Raw genomic sequence first — 23,688 nt, 5'->3', positions numbered from 1 at the left:
CTCGATGGCGATGCCCGGCTCCTGCTCGCGCAGTTGCCGCACCAGCGGCGGCAGCCACTGCGCCGCGACGATGTCGGTGGCCGAGACCGAGACGACGCCCTCGACGGCCTGCGCCCTGCCTGTGGCCGCCAGGCCCAGGGACTCGGCCGCCGCGCCCATGGCGCGGGCATGTTCCAGCAGGTCCAGCCCGGTGGGCGTGAGCGCCATGGCCTTGCCCACGCGCTCGAACAGGGTCACCCCCAGGCGCTGCTCGATGGCGCCGACTTGGCGGCTCAGGGTCGGCTGGGTCAGCCCCAGCTTGCGGGCCGCCGCCGAGAGCGAGCCGCTCTCCGCCGTCTGCAGAAACGCCCTCAGCTGGTTCCAGTCGAGCTTGTCCATGCACGAATGTATATCTCCGATGCAGCCAGGCGCACTACCCTGCGGATGCGCGCATGCATACGATGGCGGCCATGCACAAAGCCGCCTTCTGGGACCGCATCGCGCGCAAGTACGCGGCCGACCCGATTGCCGACCCGGCCGGCTATGAGGCCACGTTGCGCCGCGTGCAGGCGCTGCTCGCCCCCGATCAGGCGGTGCTGGAGATCGGCTGCGGCACCGGTACCACCGCACTGCGGCTGGCGCCCACGGTGCGGCGGTACCTCGCCACCGACGTCTCGACCGCGATGATCGCCATCGCCCGCGAGAAGCTGGCGGCGCAGCCCGTGCCGCCCCTCAGTTTCGAGGTGGCGGACGCCGACGCACCGGCGCCCGGGCCCGGCGGGTGGGACGCCGTGCTGGCGTTCAACCTGCTGCACCTGGTCAGCGATCTGGAGGGCGCCCTGTCACAGGCTGTGCACGCCTTGCGGCCGGGCGGCCTGCTGCTTTCCAAGACGCCCTGCATCGCCGAGATGAACCCGTTCATCCCGCGGCTCGCGCTGCCCCTGATGCGGGCCATCGGCAAGGCCCCGCATGTGCTGTGCTTCAACGCGGACCAGTTGCAGGCGGCCATCGCCCGGCAGGGATTGAGGATCGAGTCGGTCGAGCGGCACGGCACGCGGGGCAAGGACTTCCGCGTGTTCATCGTGGCGCGCAAGCCGGGCTGATCCGCGCCGCAGCCCCCTACCGCCCCGTCACCAGCCGGATCCCCGGCAGGGCCCCCACGCTCTCTTCGCGGCGCTCCAGCGCCTGGCGCAGGTTGAACTGCGCGATCTCGGTGTGCTCCGTGGCCAGGGCCTGCGCGCGGGCGCCTTCGCCGCGTTCCAGGGCGTCGAACAGCATGTGATGCTGCCGGTGGGCATAGGCCATGGAGTCACGGTCCAGCGGGAAGGGGCCGTGCATGGGCAGCAGGGCGCTGGCAGGGGCGAAGGGCAGCTTGCTGTTGAGCGCGATGGCGCGTTGCAGCGCGCGGTTGCCGCTGGCCTCGATCAGCAGGGCGTGGAAGCGGTCGTTCATGGCGGCGTAGCGCGGCGCGTACTCTTCCACCGGCAATGACTTCGCGGCGACCACGGCGTCGCCGTCGTCCAGGCAGGCGCGCAGGTCACGCGCCAGCTGCCGGCTGCGGCTGGGCGCGCCCCCCCCCCGGGCGGCCCTGCCTCGCGGGGGGCCCCCCACGGCGATGGCATCCGCCACCTCCTGCGCGGTGAACTGGCGCACCACGTAGCCGGCCGTGCCGCTGGCCTCGACCAGGCCCTCCTGTTCCAGGCTCACCAGGGCGGCGCGCACCGGCGTGCGCGAGGCATGCAGGCGCTCGGCCAGGTGCTGCTCCGCCAGGCGCGAGCCGGGCGGCAGGTCGCCGCTGAGGATCAGGTCCCGCAGCTGCATGAGGACTTTCTCTTGCAAGCTCATCCGGTCACTGTACACAAAATCTGAAACGCGGTATACAGCGTCTGAACAGGAGGCGCACGATCGTGCACATGCAGTACCGCCCACTTCGCTCCCCCCACCGGCCCGGCCGTGCTTCGGCCGCGCGGACGCCGCGTCACCGTGGGCGGCGCTGACATGGATGCCAGCGTGGCGAGCCCGGGGTACCTGTCGATCTCGGGGGTCGGCAAGACCTTCGGCAGCGGCGCCAGCCAGACGGAGGCGCTGGGCGAGATCGATCTCGCGGTGCGCGGGGGCGAGTTCCTGGCGATCGTCGGGCCTTCGGGTTGCGGCAAGTCCACGTTGCTGCAGATCGCGGCGGGTCTTGCACTGCCCACGCGCGGCCTCGTGCAGTTCAACGGGCAGACCGTCACGGCGCCCCCGTCGGGCATCGTGTACCTGTTCCAGCAGTACGGCAAATCGCTGTTCCCCTGGCGCACCGTGCTCGACAACGTGGCGTTCGCGGTGGAGCATCGGCCGGGCATGAGCCGGGCCGCGGCGCGCGACGCCAGCCGCGCCTATCTCGACATGGTGGGCCTGGCCGATTTCGCGGGCCACTACCCCGCGCAGCTCTCTGGCGGCATGCAGCAGCGCGTGACGATCGCACGCGCCCTGGCCGCGCAGCCGCGCGTGCTGCTGATGGACGAGCCCTTCAGCTCGGTGGATGCGCTCACCCGGCTGGAGCTGCATGCCATCGTGCAGGACCTGTGGCAGAAGCACGGCTTCACCGCGGTGCTGGTCACGCATGACGCGGACGAGGCGGTGTTCCTGGCCGACCGCATCGCGGTGCTGTCGGCGCGGCCCTCGCGCGTGGTCCGCGTGCTGGAGACGGGCCTGCCCCGTCCGCGCGACCGTCTGGAAACGCCGGAGCTGCCGCGCTATCTGGCGCTGCGGCACGAGCTGCTGGCGATGCTGCTGGGGAAGGGCGCATGAACGGCCGCCTGCGCACCTGGCTCGGCCCGGGCGTGCTGGTGTCGCTGGTGCTGCTGCTGGAACTCGCCGTGCGCGCCGGGTGGATCAACGCCGTGCTCGTGCCTCCACCCTCCGCCGTCGCGCAGCGCCTCTACACCGTCATCGCCGCCGGCAAGATCTTCGCGCCACTCGGCCGCACGATGTATCTGCTGGTGCTCGCCTACGCCATCGGCTGCGTGCTGGCCATTGCCCTCGGCGTGCTCATGGGCCGCTTCCGCCCGGTGCACGGCCTGCTGGAGCCGCTGGTGGAGGTGCTGCGGCCGCTGCCCAAGCCGGCGCTGCTGCCGCCGCTGATGCTGTTCCTGGGCCTGGGCGACACGATGAAGATCACGGCCGTGGCGCTGGGGGTCTTCTTCCCGGTGCTGATCAACACCATCCAGGGCGTGCGCGGCGTGGACCCGGTGATGATCGACGTGGCCCGCACTTTCCAGCACTCGCGCGCGGCGCTGCTGTGGAAGGTGGTGCTGCCCTCGGCGCTGCCGCTCATCCTCTCGGGCATGCGCATCGCCCTGGGCATCGCGCTGGTGCTGGTGGTGATCGCCGAGATGATGGCCGGCACCGGCGGCATCGGCTATCTCATCATCGACCTGCAACGCTCCTTCCGCGTCGTGGACATGTATGCGTGGGTCGTCATCCTCGCCGTGCTCGGCTACGCACTCAACGAGGTGTTCGTCCGCATCGAGCGCCGCGCGATCCACTGGTCTGGCACGCGTGCCGGCTGACACCGCATTCCCCATCCCTTGCCCCCCACCCTCCAGGAGAAGACGTGATGACCCACCACCCCATCCGCCGGCGCACCGCCGCCGCTGCCATTGCCGCCACCACCCTCGGCCTCGCCACGCCGCTGGTGCGTGCGCAGCCCACCAAGCTGCGCGTCAGCATCATCCCCATCATCGACGTCGCGCCCATGCAGGTGGCGGTGGCCAAGGGCTTCTTCACCGCCGAGGGCATCGAGGTGGACACCACGCCCACGCAGGGCGGCGCCGCCGGCATCCCTGCGCTGGCTGCCGGGCAGGTGCAGATCGTCTTCAGCAACATCGTCTCCATCATCCAGGCGGCCAAGCAGGGGCTGGGCCTGCAGATCATCGCCCCAGGCAGCACCACGGGTGACGCCCCGCCGGACCAGGCGGCGCTGATCGCGAAGAAGACCGCGGCCTTCAAGACCGGCAAGGACCTGGAGGGCAAGCGCATCGCGGTGAATACCCGCAACAACATCATCTGGCTGTATGCGCGCGCCTGGGTGCGCGCCACCGGCGGCAACCCCGACGCCGTGACCTACCTGGAGGTGCCGTTCCCGCAGATGGTGGATGCCGTGCGTGGTGACCGGGTCGATGCAGCCTTCGCGGTGGAGCCCTTCGTCTCCGGCGCGGTCGCGGCCGACATGCAGGTGGTCGCCTACCCGTACACCACGGTGCAGAAGCGCCTGCCCGCCGCGCAATACACGGCCAGCAAGACCTTCATCGAGCAGAACCCGCAGGTGATCGAGCGCTGGGTGCGGGCGTATCACAAGGGCGTGGACTGGGTGAACCAGAACCTGAAGGCCGAGGAGTACTACAAGCTCGTCTCCGGCTACACGCGCATGCCGCCGGAGCTGATTGCCAAGCTGCCCTCCGCGCCGTTCGAGAAAGCGGTGGACCCCGCCGCCCTGGTGCCGGTGGCCGAGCAGATGCGGCGCAACGGCCTGCTGGAGGGCGACTTCGACACGCGCGCGCTGCTGCATCGCACGGCGCTCAAGGCCTGAGGCACCGGCGCCGATGACGACGTCGCAACAGGTGCTGGTGACCGGGGACATCGTGACGATGGATCCGGCACGGCCGCGTGCGCAGGCCATGGCGGTCCACGGCGGCCGCATCGTCGCCGTGGGCACGCGGGAGGAAGCCCTGGCGGCGCTCGGCCCCGCGCCGCACAAACGGCACTACGCCGAAGGCACGGTGGTGCCCGGCCTGATCGACACGCACAACCACATGCAGTGGACGGCGATCCAGACGCGCCTGGTCGACCTGGCGCCGGCGCGCTCCATCGCCGACATCCAGGCGGCCGTGCGGGCCTACGCCGAACGCCACCCGGACAAGCCCTGGATCATGAGCGGCAGCGGCTGGCATGTGGTGAGCCTGCGCGAAGGCCGCTACCCCACCCGGCAGGAGCTGGACGCGGTCTGCCCCGACCGCCCCGTGTACCTGCCGCGAGTGGGCCCCGCCGGCGGGGCCAACTCGCTGGCCCTGAAGATGGCCGGCATCGGCCCCGACACGCCCGATCCGCCGGGCGGCCGCTTCGAGCGTGACGAATCGGGCCACCCCAATGGCGTGCTGCTGGAGCCCACCGCCTTCGAGCAGGTGGCGCGGCTCGTGCCCATGCCTTCGGTGGAGGAGCAGGCCGATGCGCTGCGCGAGATGCAGCGCGGCTACCACGCGGCCGGCCTCACCGGCATCATGGACCCTGGGGTCTCGCCGGAGATGATGCGGCTCTATCAGCGCCTGTGGCAGCGCGGTGAGCTCACCGTGCGCACGGTGATGATGCCGCTGGCCGATTCCAGCCGGCCGCTGGCAGAGACGCTGGCCTGGATCACCCACGCGGGCCAGACCACCGGCTTCGGCGACGCACGGCTCAAGCTGGGCGGCGTCAAGCTGTTCCTGGATGGCGGCGCATCGCTGGGCACCGCACTGATGCGCGAGCCCTACCCGGACGAGCGCTGCAACTGCGGCATCCAGGTCACGCCCACGGAGTCGTTCCGCCAGATCGCCTGGGCCTGCGCGCGCCAGGGCTGGTCGCTCGGCGTGCACGTGGTGGGCGGCAAGGCCATCGACATCGCGCTGGAGATCTTCGACGAGATCAACGCGCAGATTCCGCTGCGCCCGCTGCGCTTCAGTCTGATCCACGCCTACCTGTGGCCCGAGGCGCACAACATCCGCGACGCCGCGCGCATGGGCGTCACGGTGGCCACGCAGTGCTCGATGCAGTACACCTTCGGCCCGTTGCTGGTGAAGCGCTTCGGCACGGCGCTGATGGCGCTGGCCACGCCGGTGCGCAGCTGGATCGACGGCGGCGTGGTGGTGGGCGGCGGCTCCGACTCGCCCGTCACGCCCTTCCAGCCGCTGCTGGGGCTGTGGCAGGCGCGCACGCGGCACATCGCGGGCACCGACGAACCGGTGGGCCGCCTGCAGGCGGTGAGTGGCGAAGAGGCGCTGGCGCTCTACACGCGCGACGCCGCGTACGTGAGCTTCAGCGAGCACGAGCGCGGCATGCTGCGCCCCGGCCTGCTGGCGGACTGGACGGTGCTGTCGGTGGACCCCCTCACCTGCGACCCCGAGGCGCTGCGCGACGCGCGCGTGCTCGCTACCGCGGTGGATGGCCGCGTGGTGCACGAGGCCTGAAGCGATGCGTGCCCTTCCGCATCGCTTCTGGGGTGTCGTGCTGCTCGTTGGCCTGCTGGTGCTGTGGCAGGTCTCGGCCCGCTACTGGGTGACCAGCAGCAACTGGCCGCCAGTCACCGAGATCCTGAAGGCCATCGCAAGTGGCCTCGCCAATGGCGAGCTGGCGCAGGTGTTCGGCTCCACGCTGTGGCGCATGGCCGCCGGCTTCGCCATCGGCTCAGCGGCGGGCGTGCTGCTCGGCATGGCGATGGCGAGCTTCCCGCTGGCGGATGCCGCGCTGCGATCCCTGGTGGAACTGTTGCGCCCCATTCCCATGCCGGCCATCGTGCCGCCACTCATCCTGCTGCTGGGCATCGACCATGCCATGAAGGTGTTCGCGGTCGCGTTCGCCTGCTTCTTCCCGGTGCTGGTCAACACCGTCAGCGGCGTGCGCGCGGTGGACCCGACCGCGCTGGACGTGGCGCGCACCTTCCAGGTGGGCCGCCTGCGCACGCTGGCGACCGTGGTGCTGCCCGCCAGCCTGCCCTACATCCTGGCCGGCCTGCGCACCAGCCTCGCGCTGGCGCTGATCGTGAGTGTGGTCGCCGAGATGATCGCCGGCAGCGAAGGCATCGGCTACTACATCATGACCATGCAGTACGCCATGCGTGCGAGCGACATGTACGCGGCCATCTTCCTGCTGGCGGCGCTGGGGTACGGGCTGAACCTCGCGCTGCTGGCGGTGGAGCAGCGGGTGCTGCATTGGTGGCGGCGGGGGGAGTAGGGGCTGGCGGAGGCGCGATGGATGCCTCCCGAATAGGCCTACACCGGCACGGTACGGGCGGCTTTGCTACCTTCCCTCGCATCGCGCTGCGCCTTTCACCGCCGCGATGCGAACCCGATGACGACCTCCCGCACCGCACCCCCCATCGAAGTCACCTGGCTGGGCTATGGCGGCCTGCTGCCCTTCCTGGGCCTGGCCGTCCTGGCGGCGGCAGATCCGCCGCGCGCGACGGACTGGTCGCGGGCGCTCGTGGCCTACGGCGCCGTCATCCTCAGCTTCGTGGGCGCGCTGCACTGGGGCATCGCGATGAGCGCCTCGGGCCTGGCGCCCGCCGTGCGGCGTCGCGCATTCGCCTGGAGCGTGGTGCCGGCCCTGATGGCCTGGCCGGCGCTCCTGAAGGCCGGGCCTGTGGCCACGCTGGTGCTGGTGGCCGGCTTTGCGCTGCATCTGGTGCAGGACCACCGGCTGGCCCGTTCGGCAGGCTTGCCGGGCTGGTACCTGCCGCTGCGCTGGCGGCTCACGGTGGTGGCCTCCCTCTGCCTGGCGACGAGTGCGTGGCTGGCTGCCGGCCGCGCCTGAGTGGACCCTTGCCATGCGTGCCCTCCTTCTTGCCGCCCTCCTCGCGATCTGCCCCGCCGTCGCCATGGCCATCGAAGAACCCGCCTACGAGGTCGTGCAGCATCTCGATGGCATCGAAGTCCGGCAGTACGCGCCGTACGTGGTGGCGCAAGTCACCATCGCCGCCTCGGCCGATGAGGCGGGCAGCCAGGCCTTCCCCATCCTGGCGGGCTACATCTTCGGCAAGAACAAGGGCGCCCGGTCGCTGGAGATGACGGCCCCGGTCACGCAGACGCCCGCGCCCATGAAGATGGCGATGACGGCCCCCGTGACGCAGGTGCCGGTGCCCGATGGCTACGTCGTGCAGTTCGTGCTGCCCAGGGGCATCACGCTCGCCACCGCGCCGCAGCCGCTGGATCCGCGCGTGCAGCTGCGCGAGGAGCCGGCGCGCCGCGTCGCGGTGATCCGCTACACCGGCTTCTGGTCGCAGGCCAACTACGACGAGCACCTGGCGAAGCTGCAGGCCACCCTGCGCGCGGCCGGCCTGCGCTGGTCGGGCGAGCCCACCTACTCGCGCTACGACCCGCCCATCACGCCGTGGTTTCTTCGGCGCAATGAGATCTGGTTGACGCTGGATCCCTGAGAGACGGTGCTGCGCCGGCCCGCCGGCGTTCAAGCGCCCGTCACCGCGAAATCGATCGCATCCTCCAGCCGGTCATCGCCCCAGAACAGCTCGCCCCGCACGACGAAGGAAGGGGCACCGAAGATGCCGCGCGCCAGCGCACGCGGCGTCTGTGCCTTGAGCGCCTCCTTGTTCTCGGGGGACGACGCAGCAGCCACGACCCGCGCCGGATCCTGCCCGGCATGCCGCAAGGCAGCATGCAGGTTCTCGTCGGTGCCGATCAGCCGGCCCTCGGTCCAGTGCAGGCGGAAGGCCTCTTCGGTGAAAGCCTGGCACCAGCCCTCGCGCGCGCCCAGCAGCGCCACGCGGATGGTCTGCAGCGAGTTGACGGGGTACTGCTCCGGCCGGCGGTACGGCAGGCCGTGGTGCCGGGCGCGGCGTTCGAGGTCGCGCCACATGTAGGCCGTCTTGGCGGAGGCCTCCGGGAACGGGAAACCCATGTTCTGCTGATCCCGCACCGGCGGCAGGAAGAACGGCTGCCAGTCGAGTATGACGCCCCGCTCGCGCGCCAGTTTCCCGACACGCGCGACAGTGAGGTACGAATAGGTGCTGGCGTATTCCAGCCAGATCTCGACAGCGGGCAAGCTCATTTTTCATTGTCGCCCGGCGTCTGGCCGAACGCAAAGGCTCACGCCACTACCGCTCGCCGCTCCCACGCCTTCTCATGAAAGAAGAACGCCACCGCCTGCACGGTGGGTTCGAGCAGGCTGAGGGTGAAGGCCATCCACAGGTTGCCGGTCACCGCATAGGCGACGGCGGCTGCCACCACGATGTGCATCACGTAGTAGCTGGCGGTCTTCTTCAGCGTGGGCAGGTGGGCGTGGACGATTCGGGCCATGGTGCTTCTCCGGTTGGGATGCCTGTCATGGTAGGCATCGGGAGCAGACAAATCCAATCGATATCGGCTAGCTCATTGATAGTCACTATCGAATCCCCGGGCATCGTGCGCACCGCGCCGCCACACCCCGGCAGTATCATGATCCGTCACCCACCGCCGAGGAGAGGAACGCCATGGCCCTGATGGATTTCATCAAGAAACAGTTCATCGACATCCTGCAATGGACGGAGTCCGGCGACGGCACCCTCGCCTGGCGCTTCCCGATGGCGGACATGGAGATCCAGTACGGCGCCTCGCTCACCGTGCGCGAGTCGCAGATGGCGGTGTTCGTGAACGAGGGCAAGGTGGCCGATGTCTTCGGCCCCGGCATGTACAAGCTCACGACGCAGACCATCCCCGTTCTCACCTACCTCAAGAACTGGGACAAGCTGTTCGAGTCGCCCTTCAAGAGCGACGTCTACTTCTTCAGCACGCGCCAGCAGATCGACCAGCGCTGGGGCACGCCGCAGCCGGTGACCATCCGCGACAAGGATTTCGGTGCCGTGCGTCTGCGCGCCTTCGGCAACTACGCCTACCGCATTGCGGACCCGGCCAAGTTCCACGCCAACATCTCCGGCACGCGCGAAACCTACACGGTGAGCGATCTCGACGGCCAGCTGCGCGGGACCATCCTGCAGCACATCTCCGACGCCATCGCGCAGAGCGGCATTCCCTTCCTGGACCTGGCGGCCAACCAGATCGAGTTCGCCAACGCGCTGAACAAGGAGCTGACGCCCGCCTTCGACGCCATCGGCCTGAAGCTGGAGACGATCACGGTGCAGAACGTCTCGCTGCCCGAGGAGCTGCAGAAGATCCTGGACCAGCGCATCGGCATGGGCATGATCGGCAACGACATGGGCAAGTTCATGCAGTACCAGACGGCCCAGGCCATCCCCGCCATGGCGCAGGCCGCCGGGCAGGGCGGTGGGGGTGGTGGCGGCAGCGTGGTGGGCGATGCCATGGGCCTGGGCGCCGGTCTCGCCATGGGCCAGGTGCTCGCACAGAACCTGCAGCAGGGCCTGCAGGTCGGCGTGCCGGCCGCGGGTGCGGCGGCGGCGCAGGCTGCGCAGGCCGCTGCCACGCAGGCTGCGGCCGCCGTGGGCGTGAAGCCCGAGGACGTGATGGCCACGCTGGAAAAGCTGGGCGACCTCAAGGCCAAGGGCATCCTCACGCAGGAAGAGTTCGATGCCAAGAAAGCGGAGCTCTTGAAGAAATTGATCTAGGAGGGCCACTCCCCCTCGCCAGATCTTGGCCACCTCCAACACCCAACGTTCCTACCGCGCGCCCTGCCCGGGCTGTGGCGCGCCGGTGGAGTTCCGCAGTGCGCAGTCCACGCACGCGGTGTGCGGCTATTGCCAGAGCACCGTGGTGCGCGACGGCGAGACGCTCTCGCGCATCGGCAAGATGGCGGAGCTGTTCGACGACCACAGCCCGCTGCAGCTCATGGCCAGCGGGCGCTTCCAGGGCAAGGGCTTCACCCTGGTCGGGCGGCTGCAGTACAAGAGCCCGTCCGGCACCTGGACCGAATGGCATGCCCTGCTGAACGACGGCGGCACGGCCTGGCTGGCGGAGGACAACGGCGCCTACGTGATGGCCGTTCCGGCCAGCACCCAGCGTGAGGTGCCGGCGGCCGAGCAGTTTCGCGTGGGCGCCACCACCGCCATCAACGGCAAGAGCTACACCGTCGCCTCCAACGATCAGGTCGTGCTGATCTCGGCGCAGGGGGAATTGCCCAAGCTGCCGCCGCTGAACGAGCCCTTCGCGCAGGTGGAGCTGCGCAGCGAAGACAACGAGGTCCTCTCCGTCGACTACGGCAGCCAGCCGCCGCAGCTGTCGCGCGGGCGTGGCGTGCTGCTGGAGGACCTGGCGCTCACCGGCCTGAAGGACGAGAGCGCCAAGGAGACCAAGGGCCGCCAGTTCGCCTGCCCGAACTGCGGCGCGCAGATCGAGGTGAAGCTCGAAGGCACCAAGAGCATCACCTGCCGCAGCTGCAACAGCCTGATCGATCTCAGCCAGGGCATCGGCGGCGAGCTGCGCCACGCGCTGCAGGACGAGCCGGTGCAGCCCATCATCCCGCTCGGCAGCGTGGGCCAGCTGCAGGGCGTGCACTGGCAGGTGGTGGGCTTCCAGCATCGCCTGGGCACCGAGCCCGACGACCCCGACGAGCATTTCGGGTGGGACGAATACCTGCTCTTCAACGCCAAGCGCGGCTTCAGCTTCCTGGTCGACAGCACCGAGGGCTGGAGCGTGGTGAAGCCCGCCACCGGCGCGCCCAAGCTCTCGCAGGACATGAAGGTCGCCCACTACCTGGGCACCACCTACCAGCAGAAGTACGCCTACAAGGCGCAGACCACCTACGTGGCCGGTGAGTTCTACTGGCCGGTGGAGCGCGGGCAGACCACCTTCAACCGCGACTACGCCAAGGGCAAGGCCCTGCTGTCGATGGAGGAGACGCCGCGCGAGCGCACCTGGTCGGTGGGCAACCAGGTCGAGAGCGACACGGTCGCCTCGGCCTTCAAGCTGGACAGCAAGCGCGACCAGTTCAAGCGCGGGGACGCGGGCCCCACATCCGGCGGGGGCACGGGCTGCGGCTGTGCCACGATCATCCTGGTGATCATTCTCATCATCGTCCTCCTCGCCGTGCTGCGCGCGTGCGATGACGACAACTGGAGCTCCTCGGGCGGCAGCAGCTCGCGCTCGTCGGGCGGCTGGTCCGGCGGGTCGCACAAGTGATGAACGCCCCGCGAACGAACGCCCCGCAGGGGCATGCAACAGGTTTCCTTGGAGGTCATCATGGGTCTTGAGTGGTTGAAACCAGGCGCCTTCTTCGGCTCCATCCTCTACGCGGTGATCGGCGTGGTGGTGCTGCTGGCCAGCTTCATCGTGGTGGACAAGCTCACCCCCTACAACCTGTGGGAAGAGATCGTCGAGAAGCAGAACATGGCGCTGGCGGTGGTGGTGGCCGGCATGGCGCTGGGCGTCTCCTTCATCATCGCCGCCGCCGTCCACGGGTGACCGTGCGGCCCGTCATCCGGCCCCGCCGCGCCGGGGCCGCCTGCCGTGTCTGATCCGCAGCCCGCGGCCGCATCGCCCCGCCCGCTGGAGGTGGCGCTGCTCGCCTCCGTCTTCGTCGTCGCCGCCTGCGGGCTGGTGTACGAGCTGGCGGCCGGCGCGCTGGCCAGCTACGTGCTGGGTGATTCGGTGCTGCAGTTCTCCACCATCATCGGCACCTACCTCTTCGCCATGGGCGTGGGCTCGTGGCTGTCGCGCTACTTCGACCGGCAGCTGCCCGCGCACTTCCTGCGCATCGAGCTGCTGGTGGCGCTGGTCGGCGGCTTCCTGCCGGCCGTGCTGTTTCTGGTGCACGCCTGGCAGCCCGGTGCCTTCCGCGTGCTGCTGTATGGCCTGGTGCTGATGGTGGGCCTGCTGGTGGGGCTGGAGATCCCGCTGGTGATGCGCATCCTCAAGCGTGACGTGGGCCTGCGTGAGCTGGTGTCGCAGGTGCTCACCTTCGACTACCTCGGCGCGCTCGCCGTCTCCGTGGCCTTCCCGCTGCTGCTGGTACCGCAGCTGGGGTTGATCCGCACTGGCCTGCTGTTCGGCCTGATGAACGCGCTGGTGGCGCTGTGGGCGTTGTGGCTGTTCCGGCATGAGCTGCGGCGCTTCGCGGCGCATGCGGTGGCCTGTGTGCTCACGGTCGGCGTGCTCACCGGCGCCTTCGCCGGCAGCCGGCACATCACCTCGCTGGCGGAAGACCGCTTCTACCAGGACAAGATCGTGCTGGCCGAATCCTCGCCCTGGCAGCGCATCGTGCTCACCCAGGGCCGCAACGGCCTGCGGCTGTACCTGAACGGCAACCTGCAGTTCGCGCAGGCTGACGAATACCGCTACCACGAGGCGCTGGTGCATCCCGCGCTGGCCGCGCACGGCGCGCCGCGCAAGGTGGCGGTGCTGGGCGGCGGCGACGGCCTGGCCGTGCGCGAGGTGCTGCGCCATCCGCAGGTGGAAAGCGTGACGCTGGTAGAGCTGGACCCGAACATGACGCGCCTGTTCGCCACCGATCCGCGCCTGGTGGCGCTGAACGGCGGTGCGCTGCAGTCGCCCAAGGTGAAGATCGTCAACACCGACGCCTTCCAGTGGCTGCAGCAGCCCGGCGAGATGTTCGATGTGATCGTGGTGGACTTCCCGGACCCCACCAACTTCTCCATCGGCAAGCTCTACACCAATGCCTTCTATGCCCTGCTCGATCAACGCCTGGCCGCCAGCGGCTACGCGGTGGTGCAGACCACCTCGCCCCTGATCGCGCGCCAGAGCTTCTGGACGGTGGTGACGACGATGGAGTCCGTGGGCCTGCGCACCGCGCCCTATCACGCCAACGTGCCCAGCTTCGGCGAGTGGGGCTTCATCATCGCGAGCCGCCGGCCCTGGCGGCCGCCCGAGTCGCTGCCCGAGGGCCTGCGCTTCCTCACGCCCGCGGGCGTGCCGCCGCTGTTCGACTTCCCGCGCGACATGGCGCGTGTGCCGGCGGAGGTGCACAAGCTGGGCAACCAGGTGCTGGTGACCACCTTCGAGCGCGAGTGGGGCAAGGTGACGCCGTGAGCACGGCGCTCACGCGCCGCGCCTTCCTGGCGGCGCCCCTGGGCCTGGCCGCCTGCGACGAGGAGGGCGAGATCCGCGGCGGCTTCGCCGGCGCCAGCGCGGAGCGCGGCCACCGCCTGCGTGACGCGCTGCCATCGGCGCCACCGGCCGCCACCCATCGCGTGCACACCGTCATCGCCGGTGGCGGGGTCGCCGGCCTGGCCGCCGCGCGCGCGCTGCGCCAGCGCGGCGTGGAAGACATCGCGCTGCTGGAGCTGGAGGATCAGCCCGGTGGCAACAGCCGCCCCGGCATGCTGGGCGGCATCGCTTGCCCGCAGGGCGCGCACTACCTGCCGCTGCCATCGGATGCCGCGCCCGAGGTGCAATCCCTGCTGGAGGAGCTGGGCCTGCGCCGCCGCGTGGCCGGCCGCTGGACCTATGACGAACGCCACCTGTGCCACGCGCCGCAGGAGCGGCTGTGGATCGAGGGCCAGTGGCAGGAGGGGCTGCTGCCACTCGCAGGCGCGGGAGCGACACGCCTAGCGCATTACGCGCGCTTCGCCCGCGAGGTGGCCGCGGCGGGCCGTGACGGCGCCTTCCGCATTCCGCTGCGCGCGCCGCAACGGCTGAAACCCTGGGACGGCGAGACGTTCGCCGCGTGGCTGGACGCACGGGGACTCACTGATCCGCATCTGCGCTGGTACCTGGACTATTGCTGCCGCGACGACTATGGCGCCGGCACGGCCACCGTGTCAGCGGCGGCGGGCCTGCACTACTTCGCCGCGCGGCACGGCTTTCGGGCACCGGGCTTCGACGCGCCCACCGACTACGAGGGCCTGCTCACCTGGCCCGAGGGCAATGGCTGGCTCACGCGCGCGTTGGCGCGCCCCCTGGGCGAGCGTGTCCACACCGGCCGCATCGTGACGCGCATCGAGGCGCTGCGGCACGGCGTGGCGGTGGATGCCATCGACGCCGCCACCGGCCGCGTCGCGCGCTGGCAGGCCACGCAGTGCATCGTGGCGCTGCCGGCCTTCATCGCGGCGCGCGTGGTGGTGAACGCGCCGGATCCATTGAAGGCCCTGGCACAGCGCATCCGCCACGCGCCCTGGCTGGTGGTGAACCTGCACCTGAAGGCGCCGCCGCGGGATCGCCCGCACGGCGGCATGCCGCTCGCCTGGGACAACGTGCTGCACGGCAGCGGCGACGCGCTGGGCTACGTGGTGGCCACCCATCAATCCCTCAACCCCGCGCCCGGCCCCACGGTGCTGTCGTGGTACCTGGCCCCGGGCGAGGCCGCGCGCGCCGAGGTGCTGCGGCAACCGTGGACGCACTGGCGCGACCGCGCCATCGACGAACTCGCGGCCGCGCACCCGCACATCGAGCAGCAGATCACGCAGGTGCAGGTGGCTCGTTACGGCCACGCCATGCCCATTCCTGTGCCGGGCTTGCTGAGCGGCCTGCCCGCGTCGCCGGACAGTGCCCGCCTGAAGTTTGCGCACGGGGACTGGTCCGGCTACTCGATCTTTGAAGAGGCCTTCACCCGCGGGCATGCGGCGGGACGAATGGTGTAGGCAGGGGCAAGTTTGCTAAAGTAAGGAATCCTTTCTTCACGGATTTCTCGATGCTGGCCAAGCTCACTTCCAAGAATCAGCTCACCTTGCCCAAGGCAGCCCTCGACGCACTGGGCAGCGTCGAGTACCTGGATGTCGAGGTCCGCTCCGGGCAGATCGTGCTGACGCCCGTACGCATCCAGCGTGGGGATGCCGTGCGGGCCAAGCTCGCCGCGCTAGGCCTCGGCGAGGCGGACATGGCCGATGCCGTGGCGTGGGCGCGCTCCGCTGCCGCGCTGACCGCGGCGCAACCGCAGGTCGCCTACGCGGCGGCACCTGCGCCCAAGCGACGCGTGTCGCCGCCGCGCAAGGCGGCAACACCCAGAAAGCCGGCGCGGGGCCGCTGATGGCGACGCTGCGCGTCGTGCTGGACACGAACGTCGTCCTGTCGGCGCTGGTGTTCCGCGGTGGCCCGGCCGCCCGCGTGCGCGCGGCGTGGCAGGCCGAGCGGTTCAAGCCGCTGGTGAGCAAGGCCACTGCGGAGGAACTGATTCGCGTGCTGGCCTACCCCAAGTTCCGCCTCACCGCTGACGAACGGCAGGAGTTGCTGGCCGACTACCTGCCCTGGGCGGAGGTCGTGCCGATCCCCGAGCCGCCACCTGCCGTTCCCCCTTGCCGGGACATCAACGACCTGCCCTTCCTGCATCTGGCCGTGGCGGGGCGGGCCAAGGTGCTGGTTTCAGGCGACGGGGATCTGCTGGCCCTGGCGGGGACGCGCGGGCTTTGCAAGGTGATGGATGTCGATGGGTTTTGCAGGGCGCATCTGCCAGCCGGCGGGTAACTCATATGAATCCCGGACTCGCGGCGCTCCCAACTACGCCACGCGCCCCGGATAACGCAACCACAGCCACGCGAGGAACGCCGCGTACATCACGCGCTGGATCAACCCTTGCCACGCCGGGACGGCGAGCATCGCCAGGGGCAGGGCCAGCGCCAGCACCGCGAGCAGGGCCGCGACGCCACGTGCGGCTGGCACCTTCTCTCGCCAGGCCTGCCACGCGAATCCCACCGTGATCGAAATGCCCGACAACGTGCCCAGCAGCCCATGCGCCTGATGCAGCAACTCGTCGAACGGCACGCCCGGCGTGATCGGCTTGTGGCCGACCAGGCCCGCCAGCGCCATGCAGAGACCGAACAATCCGAACGCCGCGCGCGGCCCGCGCCAGCCGCCGCGTGCATCGGCCAGCACGCCGCCGCCCAGGGCCAGGAAGCCCGCGACCATGTACTCGCTGCCGCGCGTCTGCTGGGCAGCCAGTTCGCTGATCAGGTTGCTGGCCGGTGAGTAGCCCGCCACCGTGTACAGCGGCCCCAGCGCCACCGCGACAGCGAAGACGAGGATGCCGAGGCGGGTGGGCGACATGGGTCAGCCTAGGGCAGCCGAACCCCCTCGGGCTCGCCCGCCAGATACCGCCGCAGCACCAGGTCGTTCCCCAGCACATGCTCGGCCAGTTGCCACGCGTCTTCCACGCGCGGGTGCTGCGCGGCCTCCTGCCGGCCCAGCGTGCGGCCGATCACTTCCACAGCCTGCCAGGGCGACTGCGCCGCCTCCAGCAGATCCAGGTGGTACAGGTCATCGCGCAGGCGAACCGACCAGGCAAAGGCCACCCGGTCCGCCGGGGTGCTGCCTTCCGCAAAGTCACCCAGGCTCAAGGTGGCCGCCGCGATGCGATCCGGGTGCGAGGTGGCCAGGCGCGCGTAGCAAACAGCCACCGGCTCGCCATCGGCCTCCACGAAGCGCGTGAGCGAGATCGTGCGCCCGCCGCAGCCGCACGGGCAGGGCTCGGAGGTTTCGGTGGGTTCGTAGCGGATGTTGAGCATGGGCGGATTGTCGCGCGACCCGCATGGCGCGGCGCAGGTTCAACCACTAAACTGCACGAATGGATGAAGCCAGGCAACTGATCGAGCACCACGCGGCGGCGATCGCCCGGCTGTGTGACGCCGCGCACGTGCGGCGCCTGGCCCTGTTCGGCTCAGGAACTCGCCCTGACTTCGATGCTGCTCGCAGTGATCTGGACTTCCTGGTGGAATTCGAAGCGTTGCCACCCAAGGACTATGCGGAGGCCTATTTCACGCTTCGTGAAGGCCTCCAGTCCCTCCTCGCCAAGCCGGTGGACCTGTTGACCGACGCATCCCTCGCCAATCCTTACCTGCGTGCCAGGGTGCTTGAGGAGGCGCGCGCTGTCTATGCCAAGTGAGGCTGCAAAGCTCCTGTGGGATGCGAGCCGCGCTGCTGACAAGGTGACCGCGTTCGTTCGCGGGCAAACATTCGATGACTATTTGCGCAACGATCTGCTTCGATCAGCGGTCGAGCGGCAGCTTGAAGTGATCGGCGAAGCGCTCGCCCAACTCAGGCGCCTGGATCCAGTGTGGGCGCAGCGCATTCCTGAGCTGCACCGCATCGTTGGCATGCGCAATGTCCTGGTCCATGGCTACGCTTCGGTGGATGACGCACTGACCTGGGGTGTTGTCGAAGGCCATTTGCCGGCGCTTCGAGAGCGGCTCTCGGTGCTGCTGCAGGCGCTGCCGCCTGCCTCCTGAACGCGGCCGCCTTGCCTCACCCCCGCATCAACGCCTCGATCTCATCCGCCTTCACCGGCACGCCGCGCGTGATCAGCTCGCAGCCGCCGGGGGTGACGATGGCGTCGTCCTCGATGCGGATGCCGATGTGGTGGAAGGCCTCCGGCACGCCTTCACCCGGGCGCACGTAGATGCCGGGCTCGATGGTCAGCACCATGCCGGGCTGCAGGATGCGGCTGGGGCGGTCCTTGATGATCTCGCCGGAGAGCGGGTCCTTGCGTTCGCTCACCGTGCCCACCTCGGACGGCTCCACATAGCTGCCGCAGTCGTGCACGTCCATGCCCAGCCAGTGGCCGGTGCGGTGCATGTAGAAGGCGAAGTAGGCGCGGCTGGCGATCACGTCGTCCACGCTGCCGACCTTGGCCTTGTCCAGCAGGCCGACATCCAGCATGCCCTGGGCCAGCACGCGCACGGCGGCGTCATGCGGGTCGGTGAAACGGGCGCCGGGCCGGGTGGCGGCCACGGCGGCCTCGTTCGCGGCCAGCACGATGTCGTACAGCGCGCGCTGCGGGCCGGTGAACGTTCCGTCGGCGGGGAAGGTGCGCGTGATGTCGCTCGCGTAGCCATCGAGCTCACAGCCGGCGTCGATCAGCACCAGCTCGCCCGCGCGCACCGGCGCGGCATCCGCGCGGTAGTGCAGCACGCAGGCATTGGCGCCCGCCGCGACGATGGAGCCGTAGGCCGGGTACTGCGAGCCGCCGGCGCGGAACTCGTGCAGCAGCTCGGCATCGAGGTGGTACTCGCGCACGTCCTGGCCGGCGCGCAGCATGCGCGCGCTGGTCTGCATGGCGCGGATGTGGGCGCGTGCGCTGATGGCGGAGGCACGGCGCATGATGTCCTGCTCCTGCGCGTCCTTGATCAGGCGCATCTCGTCGAGCACGGTGCACAGGTCGCGCTGGCTCTCCGGGCACAGCGCGCCATAGCGCACGCGGGCGCGCACGGCGTTGAGCCAGCCGCCCACCCGCGCCTCCAGCCCGGCGTGGATGGCAAAGGGGAACCACACCACATTGCGGTTCTCCAGCAGCTTGGGCAGCTGTGCATCGAGCTCGCCGATGGGGTAGGCCTCGTCCATCTGCAGCGCGCCCACCGCGGCCTCCGGGCCCAGGCGGTAGCCGTCCCAGATCTCGCGTTCCAGGTCCTTGGGCTGGCAGAACAGGCGGCTGCGCCCGTCGCCGGTGACCACCAGCCAGGCGTTGGGCTCGGTGAAGCCGGTGAGGTAGTAGAAGTAGCTGTCGTGCCGGAACAGGAAGTCCGAGTCGCGGTTGCGCGGGCGCTCCAGCGCGGTGGGGATCAGCGCGATGCCGTTGGGCCCCAGCTTCTCGGCCATGCGGGCGCGGCGCTGGGCGTACAGGGTGTTGGGCACGGAGGTGTTCATGGGGGGATTGTCGGGCCTGGGCGGGGAATGCGTGTGTGTGGTTTTCCGGGGGGTGGTGGTCGGGGTGCGTGGCGCAAGGGCACCGCTGGGATTGCGCTTCGCTCCATCGCCAGCCTACAAGGCGCAGCCGTGCATTCGTAGGCTGGTGGTGACCGGAGGGAACCCCAGCGCTCCCGCGCCCTCACCCCAGCGCCGCCAGCTGCCCCGGCGTGCCCACGTTGTGCCACTCCCCCGCGTACCGCTCCACCGTGATACACCGCTGGCGCATCCCCGCATAGAGCAGCGGCCCCAGCGCGGCCTTTTGCCCCACGGGCAGGTGCGCGCACAGCTCACGGTGCAGCAGCGCGTAGTTGGCATAGGTCCAGCGCTGCCCATCCGGCCCCGCCTCATCGGCCAGACCCAGGCCATCGGCGCCGATGCCGAAGTCGCCCTTGGCATGGAAGTCCGGGTTCGGTACCAGCCACAGATGCGCCAGCATCCCGCTGCCCGCAAAGCGCGCCCGGCGTGATTCGTCGAATACGAAGCCCGGCGCGTGGATGTCGGCGGAGACGACCCAGAACGTCTCGTCCAGCAGTGGCAGGGCCTTGGCGATGCCGCCGGCCGTCTCCAGCGCGCCGCCGTGGTCGCGGCCTTCCATGGAGTAGGTGATGTGCAGGCCCCAGCGGCTGCCATCACCCAGCGCCGCCGGAATCTGCTCTTCCAGCCAGGCGGTGTTGATCACGATGTCGCGCACGCCAGCGCGCGCGAGCGCTTCCAGGTGCCACTCGATCAGCGGCTTGCCGCGCACCGGTAGCAGCGGCTTGGGGCACGCGTTCGTGAGCGGGCGCATGCGCTCGCCGCGCCCGGCCGCCAGCACGATGGCCTGGGCCTTCATCAGGCTGTCTCTCCGCGATCCAGACTCCGCTGCTCCGTCCACTCCGGCTGGAAGTGGGCCACCACCGAATCCATCAGCGCGCGCGCCTTGGCCGAGTGGTCGGCGCTGAAGTTGCAGACGTACACGTCCGCCGTCACGCCGCGCTGCTCGGGCCAGGTATGCAGGCACAGGTGCGATTCGGCCAGCAGCACCGTGGCCGTCACGCCGCCCGGGCCGTGCGCGCTGGGCGGGAAGGTGTGGAAGAGATGGCTCACCGGCTGCAGCCCCGCGCGCTGCACGGCGGCGGTGCACCACTCGCCCAGCGCCTCGGCGTCTGTCAGCCACGCCGCATCGCAGCGGCAGCGGTGCAGGTCAGCCGTGAGGTGCAGGCCTTTCATGGCCCCGACTGTATGCCAAGGCCCGGCCCTTCCGGGCCCGGCCGGCCGCCCCCGGGCGACCCGGTAAAATCCCGGGTTTCCCCTGAGTCCCCCTTCCCCGGAGCAGCCCCCGATGGCCAACGATTCCCTGATGGCGAACGCGATCCGCGCGCTCGCCATGGACGCCGTGCAACAAGCCAACTCGGGCCATCCGGGTGCGCCCATGGGCATGGCGGAGATCGCGGTGGCGCTGTGGAACCGCCACCTCAAGCACAGCCCCGACAACCCGCTGTGGGCGGATCGCGACCGTTTCGTGCTCTCCAACGGCCACGGCTCCATGCTGCTGTATGCGCTGCTGCACCTCAGCGGCTACGACCTGCCGATGAAGGAGCTCAAGGCCTTCCGCCAGCTGCACAGCAAGACGCCCGGCCACCCCGAGGTGGATGTCACCCCGGGCGTGGAGACCACCACCGGCCCGCTGGGCCAGGGCATCACCAACGCCGTGGGCATGGCGCTGGCCGAGAAGCTGCTGGCCGCCGAGTTCAACCGCGAAGGCCATGCCATCGTGGACCACCACACCTACGTCTTCCTGGGTGATGGCTGCCTGATGGAAGGCGTGAGCCACGAGGCCTGCGCGCTGGCCGGCGCGTGGAAGCTGAACAAGCTGGTTGCGATCTACGACGACAACGGCATCTCCATCGACGGCCAGGTGGCGCCCTGGTTCGTGGACGACACGCCGGCGCGCTTCAAGGCCTACGGCTGGAACGTGCTGGGCCCGGTGGATGGCCACGACGTGAACGCGGTGGACCACGCCATCGCCGCCGCCCGCCGCAGCGCCGACAAGCCCACGCTCATCGTCGCCAAGACGCACATCGGCAAGGGCTCGCCCAACCGCGCCAACACCGCCAAGGCGCACGGCGAGCCGCTGGGCGCCGAGGAAATCGCGCTCACCCGCGCCGCGCTGGGCTGGACGCACGCGCCCTTCGAGCTGCCTGATGAAGTGGTGCAGGCCTGGAACGCCCGCGAGCGCGGCGCCAAGGCCGAGGCCGCGTGGCAAGACCGCTTCGAGCTGTATCGCGAGGCCCACCCCGCCCTGGCCGCCGAGTTCGAGCGTCGCATGTCGGGCGCCCTGCCGGCGAACTTCAACGCCGTCGTCGCTGAAGCCCTGGCCGCCACGCAGGCCAAGGCCGAGACCGTGGCCACGCGCAAGGCCTCGCAGCTGGCGCTGGAGGCGCTCACCGCCGCCCTGCCGGAGCTGCTGGGCGGCTCCGCCGACCTGACCGGCTCCAACCTCACCAACACGAAGTCCACGCCCGCGCTGCGCTTCGATCTGGCGGGCGACGTGAAGCGCGACGAGCAGGGCCGCATCGGCCGCCACATCAACTACGGCGTGCGCGAGTTCGGCATGGCCGCCATCCTGAACGGCGTGGCGCTGCATGGCGGCTACATCCCCTACGGCGGCACCTTCCTCACCTTCAGCGACTACAGCCGCAACGCCATCCGCATGGCCGCGCTGATGAAGCGCCGCGTGGTGCACGTGTTCACGCACGATTCCATCGGCCTGGGCGAGGACGGCCCCACGCACCAGAGCGTGGAGCACGCGGCCAGCCTGCGCCTGATCCCCAACCTGGATGTCTGGCGCCCCGCCGACACGGCCGAGACGCTGGTGGCCTGGGCCCAGGCGCTGCGCCACCGTGACCGCCCCAGCGCGCTGCTGCTGTCGCGCCAGAACCTGCCCTTTGCTGCCCGCGCGGATGAGGGCACCATCGCCCGCGGCGCCTATGTGCTGGCCGACCCGGCGGTGGAAGCACCGCAAGGCGTGATCCTCGCCACTGGCTCTGAAGTGGCCCTGGCGCTGAAGGCGCAGGAGCTGCTGGCCGCGGATGGCGTGCCGGTGCGCGTGGTCTCCGTTCCCAGCACCACCGTGTTTGACCGGCAGGACGCCGCCTACAAGCTCTCTGTGCTGCCCGCCGGCCTGCCCCGCGTGGCGGTGGAAGCCGGCGTGACCGACGGCTGGTGGAAGTACGGCTGCGCCGCCGTGGTGGGGCTGGACCGTTTTGGCGAATCCGCCCCCGGCGGCGTGCTGTTCAAGCACTTCGGCTTCACCCCCGAGAACGTGGCGGACACGATGCGTGTCGCCCTCGGGCTGGCGCGGCGCGGCTGACATCCCCGTTTTCAAAGGACCAAAGGAGCAATCAACATGGCGATCAAGGTTGGCATCAACGGCTTCGGCCGCATCGGCCGCAACGTGCTGCGCAGCGCAGTGCAGAACTTCCCCGATATCGAGATCGTGGGCATCAATGACCTGCTGGAGCCGGACTACCTGGCCTACATGCTGCAGTACGACAGCGTGCACGGCCGCTTCAAGGGCACCATCGCCGTGGAAGGCAACACGCTCATCGTCAACGGCAAGAAGATCCGCCTGACGGCCGAGAAGGACCCCGCCGCGCTGAAGTGGGGCGAGATCGGCGCCGACGTGGTGATCGAATCCACCGGCATCTTCCTGGACAAGGCGGGCGCCGCCAAGCACCTGGCCGCCGGCGCCAAGAAGGTGATCATGTCCGCCCCCAGCAAGGACGACACGCCCATGTTCGTGTTCGGCGTGAACCACGCCAAGTACAAGGGCGAAGACATCATCTCCAACGCCTCGTGCACCACCAACTGCCTGGCGCCCATCGCCAAGGTGATGAACGACAAGTGGGGCATCAAGCGCGGCCTGATGACCACCGTGCACGCCGCCACCGCCACCCAGAAGACCGTGGACGGCCCCAGCAACAAGGATTGGCGCGGCGGCCGCGGCATCCTGGAAAACATCATCCCGTCTTCCACCGGCGCCGCCAAGGCCGTGGGCGTGGTGATCCCCGAGCTGAACAAGAAGCTCACCGGCATGAGCTTCCGCGTGCCCACCTCCGACGTGTCGGTGGTGGACCTGACGGTGGAACTGGAAAAGCCCGCCACCTACGCCGAGATCTGCGCCGAGATGAAGGCCCAGAGCGAAGGCCCGCTGAAGGGCATCCTCGGCTACACCGAAGACAAGGTCGTGGCGACGGACTTCGTGGGTGACACCCGCACCTCCATCTTCGACGCCGACGCCGGCATCGCGCTGGACGGTACCTTCGTCAAGCTCGTGTCCTGGTACGACAACGAGTGGGGCTACTCGAACAAGTGCCTGGAGATGGTGCGGGTGGTGGCGAAGTAGTCATCCGTCATTCCCGCGCAGGCGGGAATCCAGGAAAGCGCGCCCCTTGGGGCGCGC

Annotated in this window: 28 protein-coding genes; 19 read left to right on the top strand and 9 right to left on the bottom strand. The window is 69.8% G+C overall.

What is annotated here, in order from left to right:
- On the bottom strand, nucleotides 1-378 hold a 378-nt coding region (locus ACE3T5_RS15670), incomplete at its 3' end, for a LysR family transcriptional regulator (protein ID WP_374669013.1).
- A gap of 71 nt (nucleotides 379-449) precedes the next feature.
- On the opposite strand from ACE3T5_RS15670, the gene ACE3T5_RS15665 reads away from it, so the two are divergent.
- Nucleotides 450-1,082, top strand: coding sequence for a class I SAM-dependent methyltransferase (locus ACE3T5_RS15665; RefSeq protein ID WP_374669012.1), 633 nt, complete (start codon nucleotides 450-452; stop codon nucleotides 1,080-1,082).
- Nucleotides 1,083-1,098: 16 nt separating this feature from the next.
- Here the strand turns inward: ACE3T5_RS15665 and ACE3T5_RS15660 are convergent, their stop codons facing one another.
- Entirely contained in the window at nucleotides 1,099-1,824 is a 726-nt protein-coding gene (locus ACE3T5_RS15660) for a GntR family transcriptional regulator (protein ID WP_374669011.1), read from the bottom strand.
- A gap of 153 nt (nucleotides 1,825-1,977) precedes the next feature.
- Here ACE3T5_RS15660 and ACE3T5_RS15655 point away from each other — a divergent pair, with 153 nt between their 5' ends.
- From ACE3T5_RS15655 to ACE3T5_RS15625, 7 genes are all read left to right on the top strand, one after another.
- Entirely contained in the window at nucleotides 1,978-2,772 is a 795-nt protein-coding gene (locus ACE3T5_RS15655) for an ABC transporter ATP-binding protein (protein ID WP_374669010.1), read from the top strand.
- Entirely contained in the window at nucleotides 2,769-3,533 is a 765-nt protein-coding gene (locus ACE3T5_RS15650) for an ABC transporter permease (protein ID WP_374669009.1), read from the top strand. Before ACE3T5_RS15655 ends, ACE3T5_RS15650 begins: the two co-directional genes overlap by 4 nt.
- A gap of 47 nt (nucleotides 3,534-3,580) precedes the next feature.
- Nucleotides 3,581-4,552, top strand: a complete 972-nt coding sequence (locus ACE3T5_RS15645) for an ABC transporter substrate-binding protein (protein WP_374669008.1) — start codon at nucleotides 3,581-3,583, stop codon at nucleotides 4,550-4,552.
- A 13-nt stretch (nucleotides 4,553-4,565) separates the two neighbouring features.
- Nucleotides 4,566-6,182 carry an amidohydrolase gene (locus ACE3T5_RS15640; protein WP_374669006.1) on the top strand — a complete coding sequence of 539 codons (1,617 nt, stop codon included), beginning with the start codon at nucleotides 4,566-4,568 and terminating at the stop codon, nucleotides 6,180-6,182.
- 4 nt (nucleotides 6,183-6,186) lie between these two features.
- Nucleotides 6,187-6,945: an ABC transporter permease gene (locus tag ACE3T5_RS15635; protein WP_374669005.1), complete on the top strand. Its 759-nt coding sequence runs from the start codon at nucleotides 6,187-6,189 to the stop codon at nucleotides 6,943-6,945.
- A gap of 117 nt (nucleotides 6,946-7,062) precedes the next feature.
- On the top strand, nucleotides 7,063-7,524 hold the full coding sequence (locus ACE3T5_RS15630) for a DUF3429 domain-containing protein (protein WP_374669004.1): 462 nt from the start codon (nucleotides 7,063-7,065) through the stop codon (nucleotides 7,522-7,524).
- A gap of 13 nt (nucleotides 7,525-7,537) precedes the next feature.
- A complete protein-coding gene (locus tag ACE3T5_RS15625; RefSeq protein ID WP_374669003.1) occupies nucleotides 7,538-8,146 on the top strand; it encodes a heme-binding protein in 609 nt (202 codons plus the stop codon).
- A gap of 29 nt (nucleotides 8,147-8,175) precedes the next feature.
- Here the strand turns inward: ACE3T5_RS15625 and ACE3T5_RS15620 are convergent, their stop codons facing one another.
- Nucleotides 8,176-8,775, bottom strand: a complete 600-nt coding sequence (locus tag ACE3T5_RS15620) for a 2-hydroxychromene-2-carboxylate isomerase (protein ID WP_374669002.1) — start codon at nucleotides 8,773-8,775, stop codon at nucleotides 8,176-8,178.
- A gap of 38 nt (nucleotides 8,776-8,813) precedes the next feature.
- Complete coding sequence (locus tag ACE3T5_RS15615; protein WP_374669001.1) at nucleotides 8,814-9,023, bottom strand: DUF2061 domain-containing protein; 210 nt, start codon at nucleotides 9,021-9,023, stop codon at nucleotides 8,814-8,816.
- Nucleotides 9,024-9,196: 173 nt separating this feature from the next.
- Here ACE3T5_RS15615 and ACE3T5_RS15610 point away from each other — a divergent pair, with 173 nt between their 5' ends.
- From ACE3T5_RS15610 to ACE3T5_RS15580, 7 genes are read left to right on the top strand one after another with little or no spacing between them, the layout of a single operon-like run.
- Nucleotides 9,197-10,285 (top strand): SPFH domain-containing protein, encoded by a 1,089-nt coding sequence (locus tag ACE3T5_RS15610; RefSeq protein WP_374669000.1) that lies wholly within the window; start codon nucleotides 9,197-9,199, stop codon nucleotides 10,283-10,285.
- 25 nt (nucleotides 10,286-10,310) lie between these two features.
- A complete protein-coding gene (locus ACE3T5_RS15605; RefSeq protein ID WP_374668999.1) occupies nucleotides 10,311-11,795 on the top strand; it encodes a DUF4178 domain-containing protein in 1,485 nt (494 codons plus the stop codon).
- Between the two features lie 60 nt (nucleotides 11,796-11,855).
- Nucleotides 11,856-12,077 (top strand): DUF350 domain-containing protein, encoded by a 222-nt coding sequence (locus ACE3T5_RS15600; RefSeq protein ID WP_374668998.1) that lies wholly within the window; start codon nucleotides 11,856-11,858, stop codon nucleotides 12,075-12,077.
- 45 nt (nucleotides 12,078-12,122) lie between these two features.
- Nucleotides 12,123-13,661 (top strand): polyamine aminopropyltransferase, encoded by a 1,539-nt coding sequence (locus tag ACE3T5_RS15595; protein WP_374668997.1) that lies wholly within the window; start codon nucleotides 12,123-12,125, stop codon nucleotides 13,659-13,661.
- Nucleotides 13,658-15,211: an FAD-dependent oxidoreductase gene (locus ACE3T5_RS15590; protein WP_374668996.1), complete on the top strand. Its 1,554-nt coding sequence runs from the start codon at nucleotides 13,658-13,660 to the stop codon at nucleotides 15,209-15,211. Before ACE3T5_RS15595 ends, ACE3T5_RS15590 begins: the two co-directional genes overlap by 4 nt.
- Nucleotides 15,212-15,261: 50 nt before the next feature.
- Nucleotides 15,262-15,597, top strand: coding sequence for an AbrB/MazE/SpoVT family DNA-binding domain-containing protein (locus ACE3T5_RS15585; RefSeq protein ID WP_374668995.1), 336 nt, complete (start codon nucleotides 15,262-15,264; stop codon nucleotides 15,595-15,597).
- On the top strand, nucleotides 15,597-16,031 hold the full coding sequence (locus ACE3T5_RS15580) for a putative toxin-antitoxin system toxin component, PIN family (RefSeq protein ID WP_374668994.1): 435 nt from the start codon (nucleotides 15,597-15,599) through the stop codon (nucleotides 16,029-16,031). Before ACE3T5_RS15585 ends, ACE3T5_RS15580 begins: the two co-directional genes overlap by 1 nt.
- Nucleotides 16,032-16,064: 33 nt before the next feature.
- Here ACE3T5_RS15580 and ACE3T5_RS15575 read toward each other — a convergent pair whose 3' ends face one another.
- Nucleotides 16,065-16,610: a DUF998 domain-containing protein gene (locus tag ACE3T5_RS15575; RefSeq protein WP_374668993.1), complete on the bottom strand. Its 546-nt coding sequence runs from the start codon at nucleotides 16,608-16,610 to the stop codon at nucleotides 16,065-16,067.
- A gap of 8 nt (nucleotides 16,611-16,618) precedes the next feature.
- Nucleotides 16,619-17,068 (bottom strand): hypothetical protein, encoded by a 450-nt coding sequence (locus tag ACE3T5_RS15570; RefSeq protein ID WP_374668992.1) that lies wholly within the window; start codon nucleotides 17,066-17,068, stop codon nucleotides 16,619-16,621.
- Nucleotides 17,069-17,127: 59 nt separating this feature from the next.
- On the opposite strand from ACE3T5_RS15570, the gene ACE3T5_RS15565 reads away from it, so the two are divergent.
- Nucleotides 17,128-17,445, top strand: a complete 318-nt coding sequence (locus ACE3T5_RS15565) for a nucleotidyltransferase family protein (protein WP_374668991.1) — start codon at nucleotides 17,128-17,130, stop codon at nucleotides 17,443-17,445.
- On the top strand, nucleotides 17,435-17,788 hold the full coding sequence (locus ACE3T5_RS15560; protein ID WP_374668990.1) for a DUF86 domain-containing protein: 354 nt from the start codon (nucleotides 17,435-17,437) through the stop codon (nucleotides 17,786-17,788). The genes ACE3T5_RS15565 and ACE3T5_RS15560 overlap by 11 nt, the downstream gene beginning before the upstream one ends.
- A gap of 16 nt (nucleotides 17,789-17,804) precedes the next feature.
- Here ACE3T5_RS15560 and ACE3T5_RS15555 read toward each other — a convergent pair whose 3' ends face one another.
- The 3 genes from ACE3T5_RS15555 to speD form a co-directional block, all read right to left on the bottom strand.
- Nucleotides 17,805-19,202 carry an aminopeptidase P N-terminal domain-containing protein gene (locus tag ACE3T5_RS15555; protein ID WP_374668989.1) on the bottom strand — a complete coding sequence of 466 codons (1,398 nt, stop codon included), beginning with the start codon at nucleotides 19,200-19,202 and terminating at the stop codon, nucleotides 17,805-17,807.
- A 181-nt stretch (nucleotides 19,203-19,383) separates the two neighbouring features.
- Nucleotides 19,384-20,076 (bottom strand): N-acetylmuramate alpha-1-phosphate uridylyltransferase MurU, encoded by a 693-nt coding sequence (murU, locus tag ACE3T5_RS15550; RefSeq protein WP_374668988.1) that lies wholly within the window; start codon nucleotides 20,074-20,076, stop codon nucleotides 19,384-19,386.
- Nucleotides 20,076-20,453, bottom strand: coding sequence for an adenosylmethionine decarboxylase (gene speD / locus ACE3T5_RS15545; RefSeq protein ID WP_374668987.1), 378 nt, complete (start codon nucleotides 20,451-20,453; stop codon nucleotides 20,076-20,078). Before speD ends, murU begins: the two co-directional genes overlap by 1 nt.
- A 112-nt stretch (nucleotides 20,454-20,565) precedes the next feature.
- On the opposite strand from speD, the gene tkt reads away from it, so the two are divergent.
- Both tkt and gap read left to right on the top strand, forming a co-directional pair.
- Nucleotides 20,566-22,596 (top strand): transketolase, encoded by a 2,031-nt coding sequence (gene tkt, locus ACE3T5_RS15540; protein ID WP_374668986.1) that lies wholly within the window; start codon nucleotides 20,566-20,568, stop codon nucleotides 22,594-22,596.
- Between the two features lie 36 nt (nucleotides 22,597-22,632).
- Nucleotides 22,633-23,631, top strand: coding sequence for a type I glyceraldehyde-3-phosphate dehydrogenase (gap, locus tag ACE3T5_RS15535; RefSeq protein ID WP_374668985.1), 999 nt, complete (start codon nucleotides 22,633-22,635; stop codon nucleotides 23,629-23,631).
- The last annotated feature ends 57 nt before the right edge of the window (nucleotides 23,632-23,688 follow it).

The organism is Ramlibacter sp. (assembly GCF_041916345.1).
GTDB lineage: Bacteria > Pseudomonadota > Gammaproteobacteria > Burkholderiales > Burkholderiaceae_C > Ramlibacter.
The sequence above is the reverse complement of the archived record's forward strand: the minus strand, read 5'-3'. Positions and strand labels throughout refer to the sequence as shown.

Excerpts from the sequence above, each read along its gene's own strand:
- ACE3T5_RS15620 (WP_374669002.1), bottom strand. The coding sequence starts at position 8,775 with ATGAGCTTGCCCGCTGTCGAGATCTGGCTGGAATACGCCAGCACCTAT.
- ACE3T5_RS15635 (WP_374669005.1), top strand. The coding sequence starts at position 6,187 with ATGCGTGCCCTTCCGCATCGCTTCTGGGGTGTCGTGCTGCTCGTTGGC.
- ACE3T5_RS15555 (WP_374668989.1), bottom strand. The coding sequence starts at position 19,202 with ATGAACACCTCCGTGCCCAACACCCTGTACGCCCAGCGCCGCGCCCGC.
- ACE3T5_RS15560 (WP_374668990.1), top strand. The coding sequence starts at position 17,435 with ATGCCAAGTGAGGCTGCAAAGCTCCTGTGGGATGCGAGCCGCGCTGCT.
- ACE3T5_RS15585 (WP_374668995.1), top strand. The coding sequence starts at position 15,262 with ATGCTGGCCAAGCTCACTTCCAAGAATCAGCTCACCTTGCCCAAGGCA.
- ACE3T5_RS15640 (WP_374669006.1), top strand. The coding sequence starts at position 4,566 with ATGACGACGTCGCAACAGGTGCTGGTGACCGGGGACATCGTGACGATG.
- tkt (WP_374668986.1), top strand. The coding sequence starts at position 20,566 with ATGGCCAACGATTCCCTGATGGCGAACGCGATCCGCGCGCTCGCCATG.
- ACE3T5_RS15660 (WP_374669011.1), bottom strand. The coding sequence starts at position 1,824 with ATGAGCTTGCAAGAGAAAGTCCTCATGCAGCTGCGGGACCTGATCCTC.
- ACE3T5_RS15570 (WP_374668992.1), bottom strand. The coding sequence starts at position 17,068 with ATGCTCAACATCCGCTACGAACCCACCGAAACCTCCGAGCCCTGCCCG.
- ACE3T5_RS15600 (WP_374668998.1), top strand. The coding sequence starts at position 11,856 with ATGGGTCTTGAGTGGTTGAAACCAGGCGCCTTCTTCGGCTCCATCCTC.
- murU (WP_374668988.1), bottom strand. The coding sequence starts at position 20,076 with ATGAAGGCCCAGGCCATCGTGCTGGCGGCCGGGCGCGGCGAGCGCATG.
- ACE3T5_RS15580 (WP_374668994.1), top strand. The coding sequence starts at position 15,597 with ATGGCGACGCTGCGCGTCGTGCTGGACACGAACGTCGTCCTGTCGGCG.
- ACE3T5_RS15615 (WP_374669001.1), bottom strand. The coding sequence starts at position 9,023 with ATGGCCCGAATCGTCCACGCCCACCTGCCCACGCTGAAGAAGACCGCC.
- ACE3T5_RS15575 (WP_374668993.1), bottom strand. The coding sequence starts at position 16,610 with ATGTCGCCCACCCGCCTCGGCATCCTCGTCTTCGCTGTCGCGGTGGCG.
- ACE3T5_RS15610 (WP_374669000.1), top strand. The coding sequence starts at position 9,197 with ATGGCCCTGATGGATTTCATCAAGAAACAGTTCATCGACATCCTGCAA.
- speD (WP_374668987.1), bottom strand. The coding sequence starts at position 20,453 with ATGAAAGGCCTGCACCTCACGGCTGACCTGCACCGCTGCCGCTGCGAT.
- ACE3T5_RS15665 (WP_374669012.1), top strand. The coding sequence starts at position 450 with ATGCACAAAGCCGCCTTCTGGGACCGCATCGCGCGCAAGTACGCGGCC.
- ACE3T5_RS15625 (WP_374669003.1), top strand. The coding sequence starts at position 7,538 with ATGCGTGCCCTCCTTCTTGCCGCCCTCCTCGCGATCTGCCCCGCCGTC.
- ACE3T5_RS15565 (WP_374668991.1), top strand. The coding sequence starts at position 17,128 with ATGGATGAAGCCAGGCAACTGATCGAGCACCACGCGGCGGCGATCGCC.
- ACE3T5_RS15645 (WP_374669008.1), top strand. The coding sequence starts at position 3,581 with ATGACCCACCACCCCATCCGCCGGCGCACCGCCGCCGCTGCCATTGCC.
- ACE3T5_RS15630 (WP_374669004.1), top strand. The coding sequence starts at position 7,063 with ATGACGACCTCCCGCACCGCACCCCCCATCGAAGTCACCTGGCTGGGC.
- ACE3T5_RS15655 (WP_374669010.1), top strand. The coding sequence starts at position 1,978 with ATGGATGCCAGCGTGGCGAGCCCGGGGTACCTGTCGATCTCGGGGGTC.
- gap (WP_374668985.1), top strand. The coding sequence starts at position 22,633 with ATGGCGATCAAGGTTGGCATCAACGGCTTCGGCCGCATCGGCCGCAAC.
- ACE3T5_RS15650 (WP_374669009.1), top strand. The coding sequence starts at position 2,769 with ATGAACGGCCGCCTGCGCACCTGGCTCGGCCCGGGCGTGCTGGTGTCG.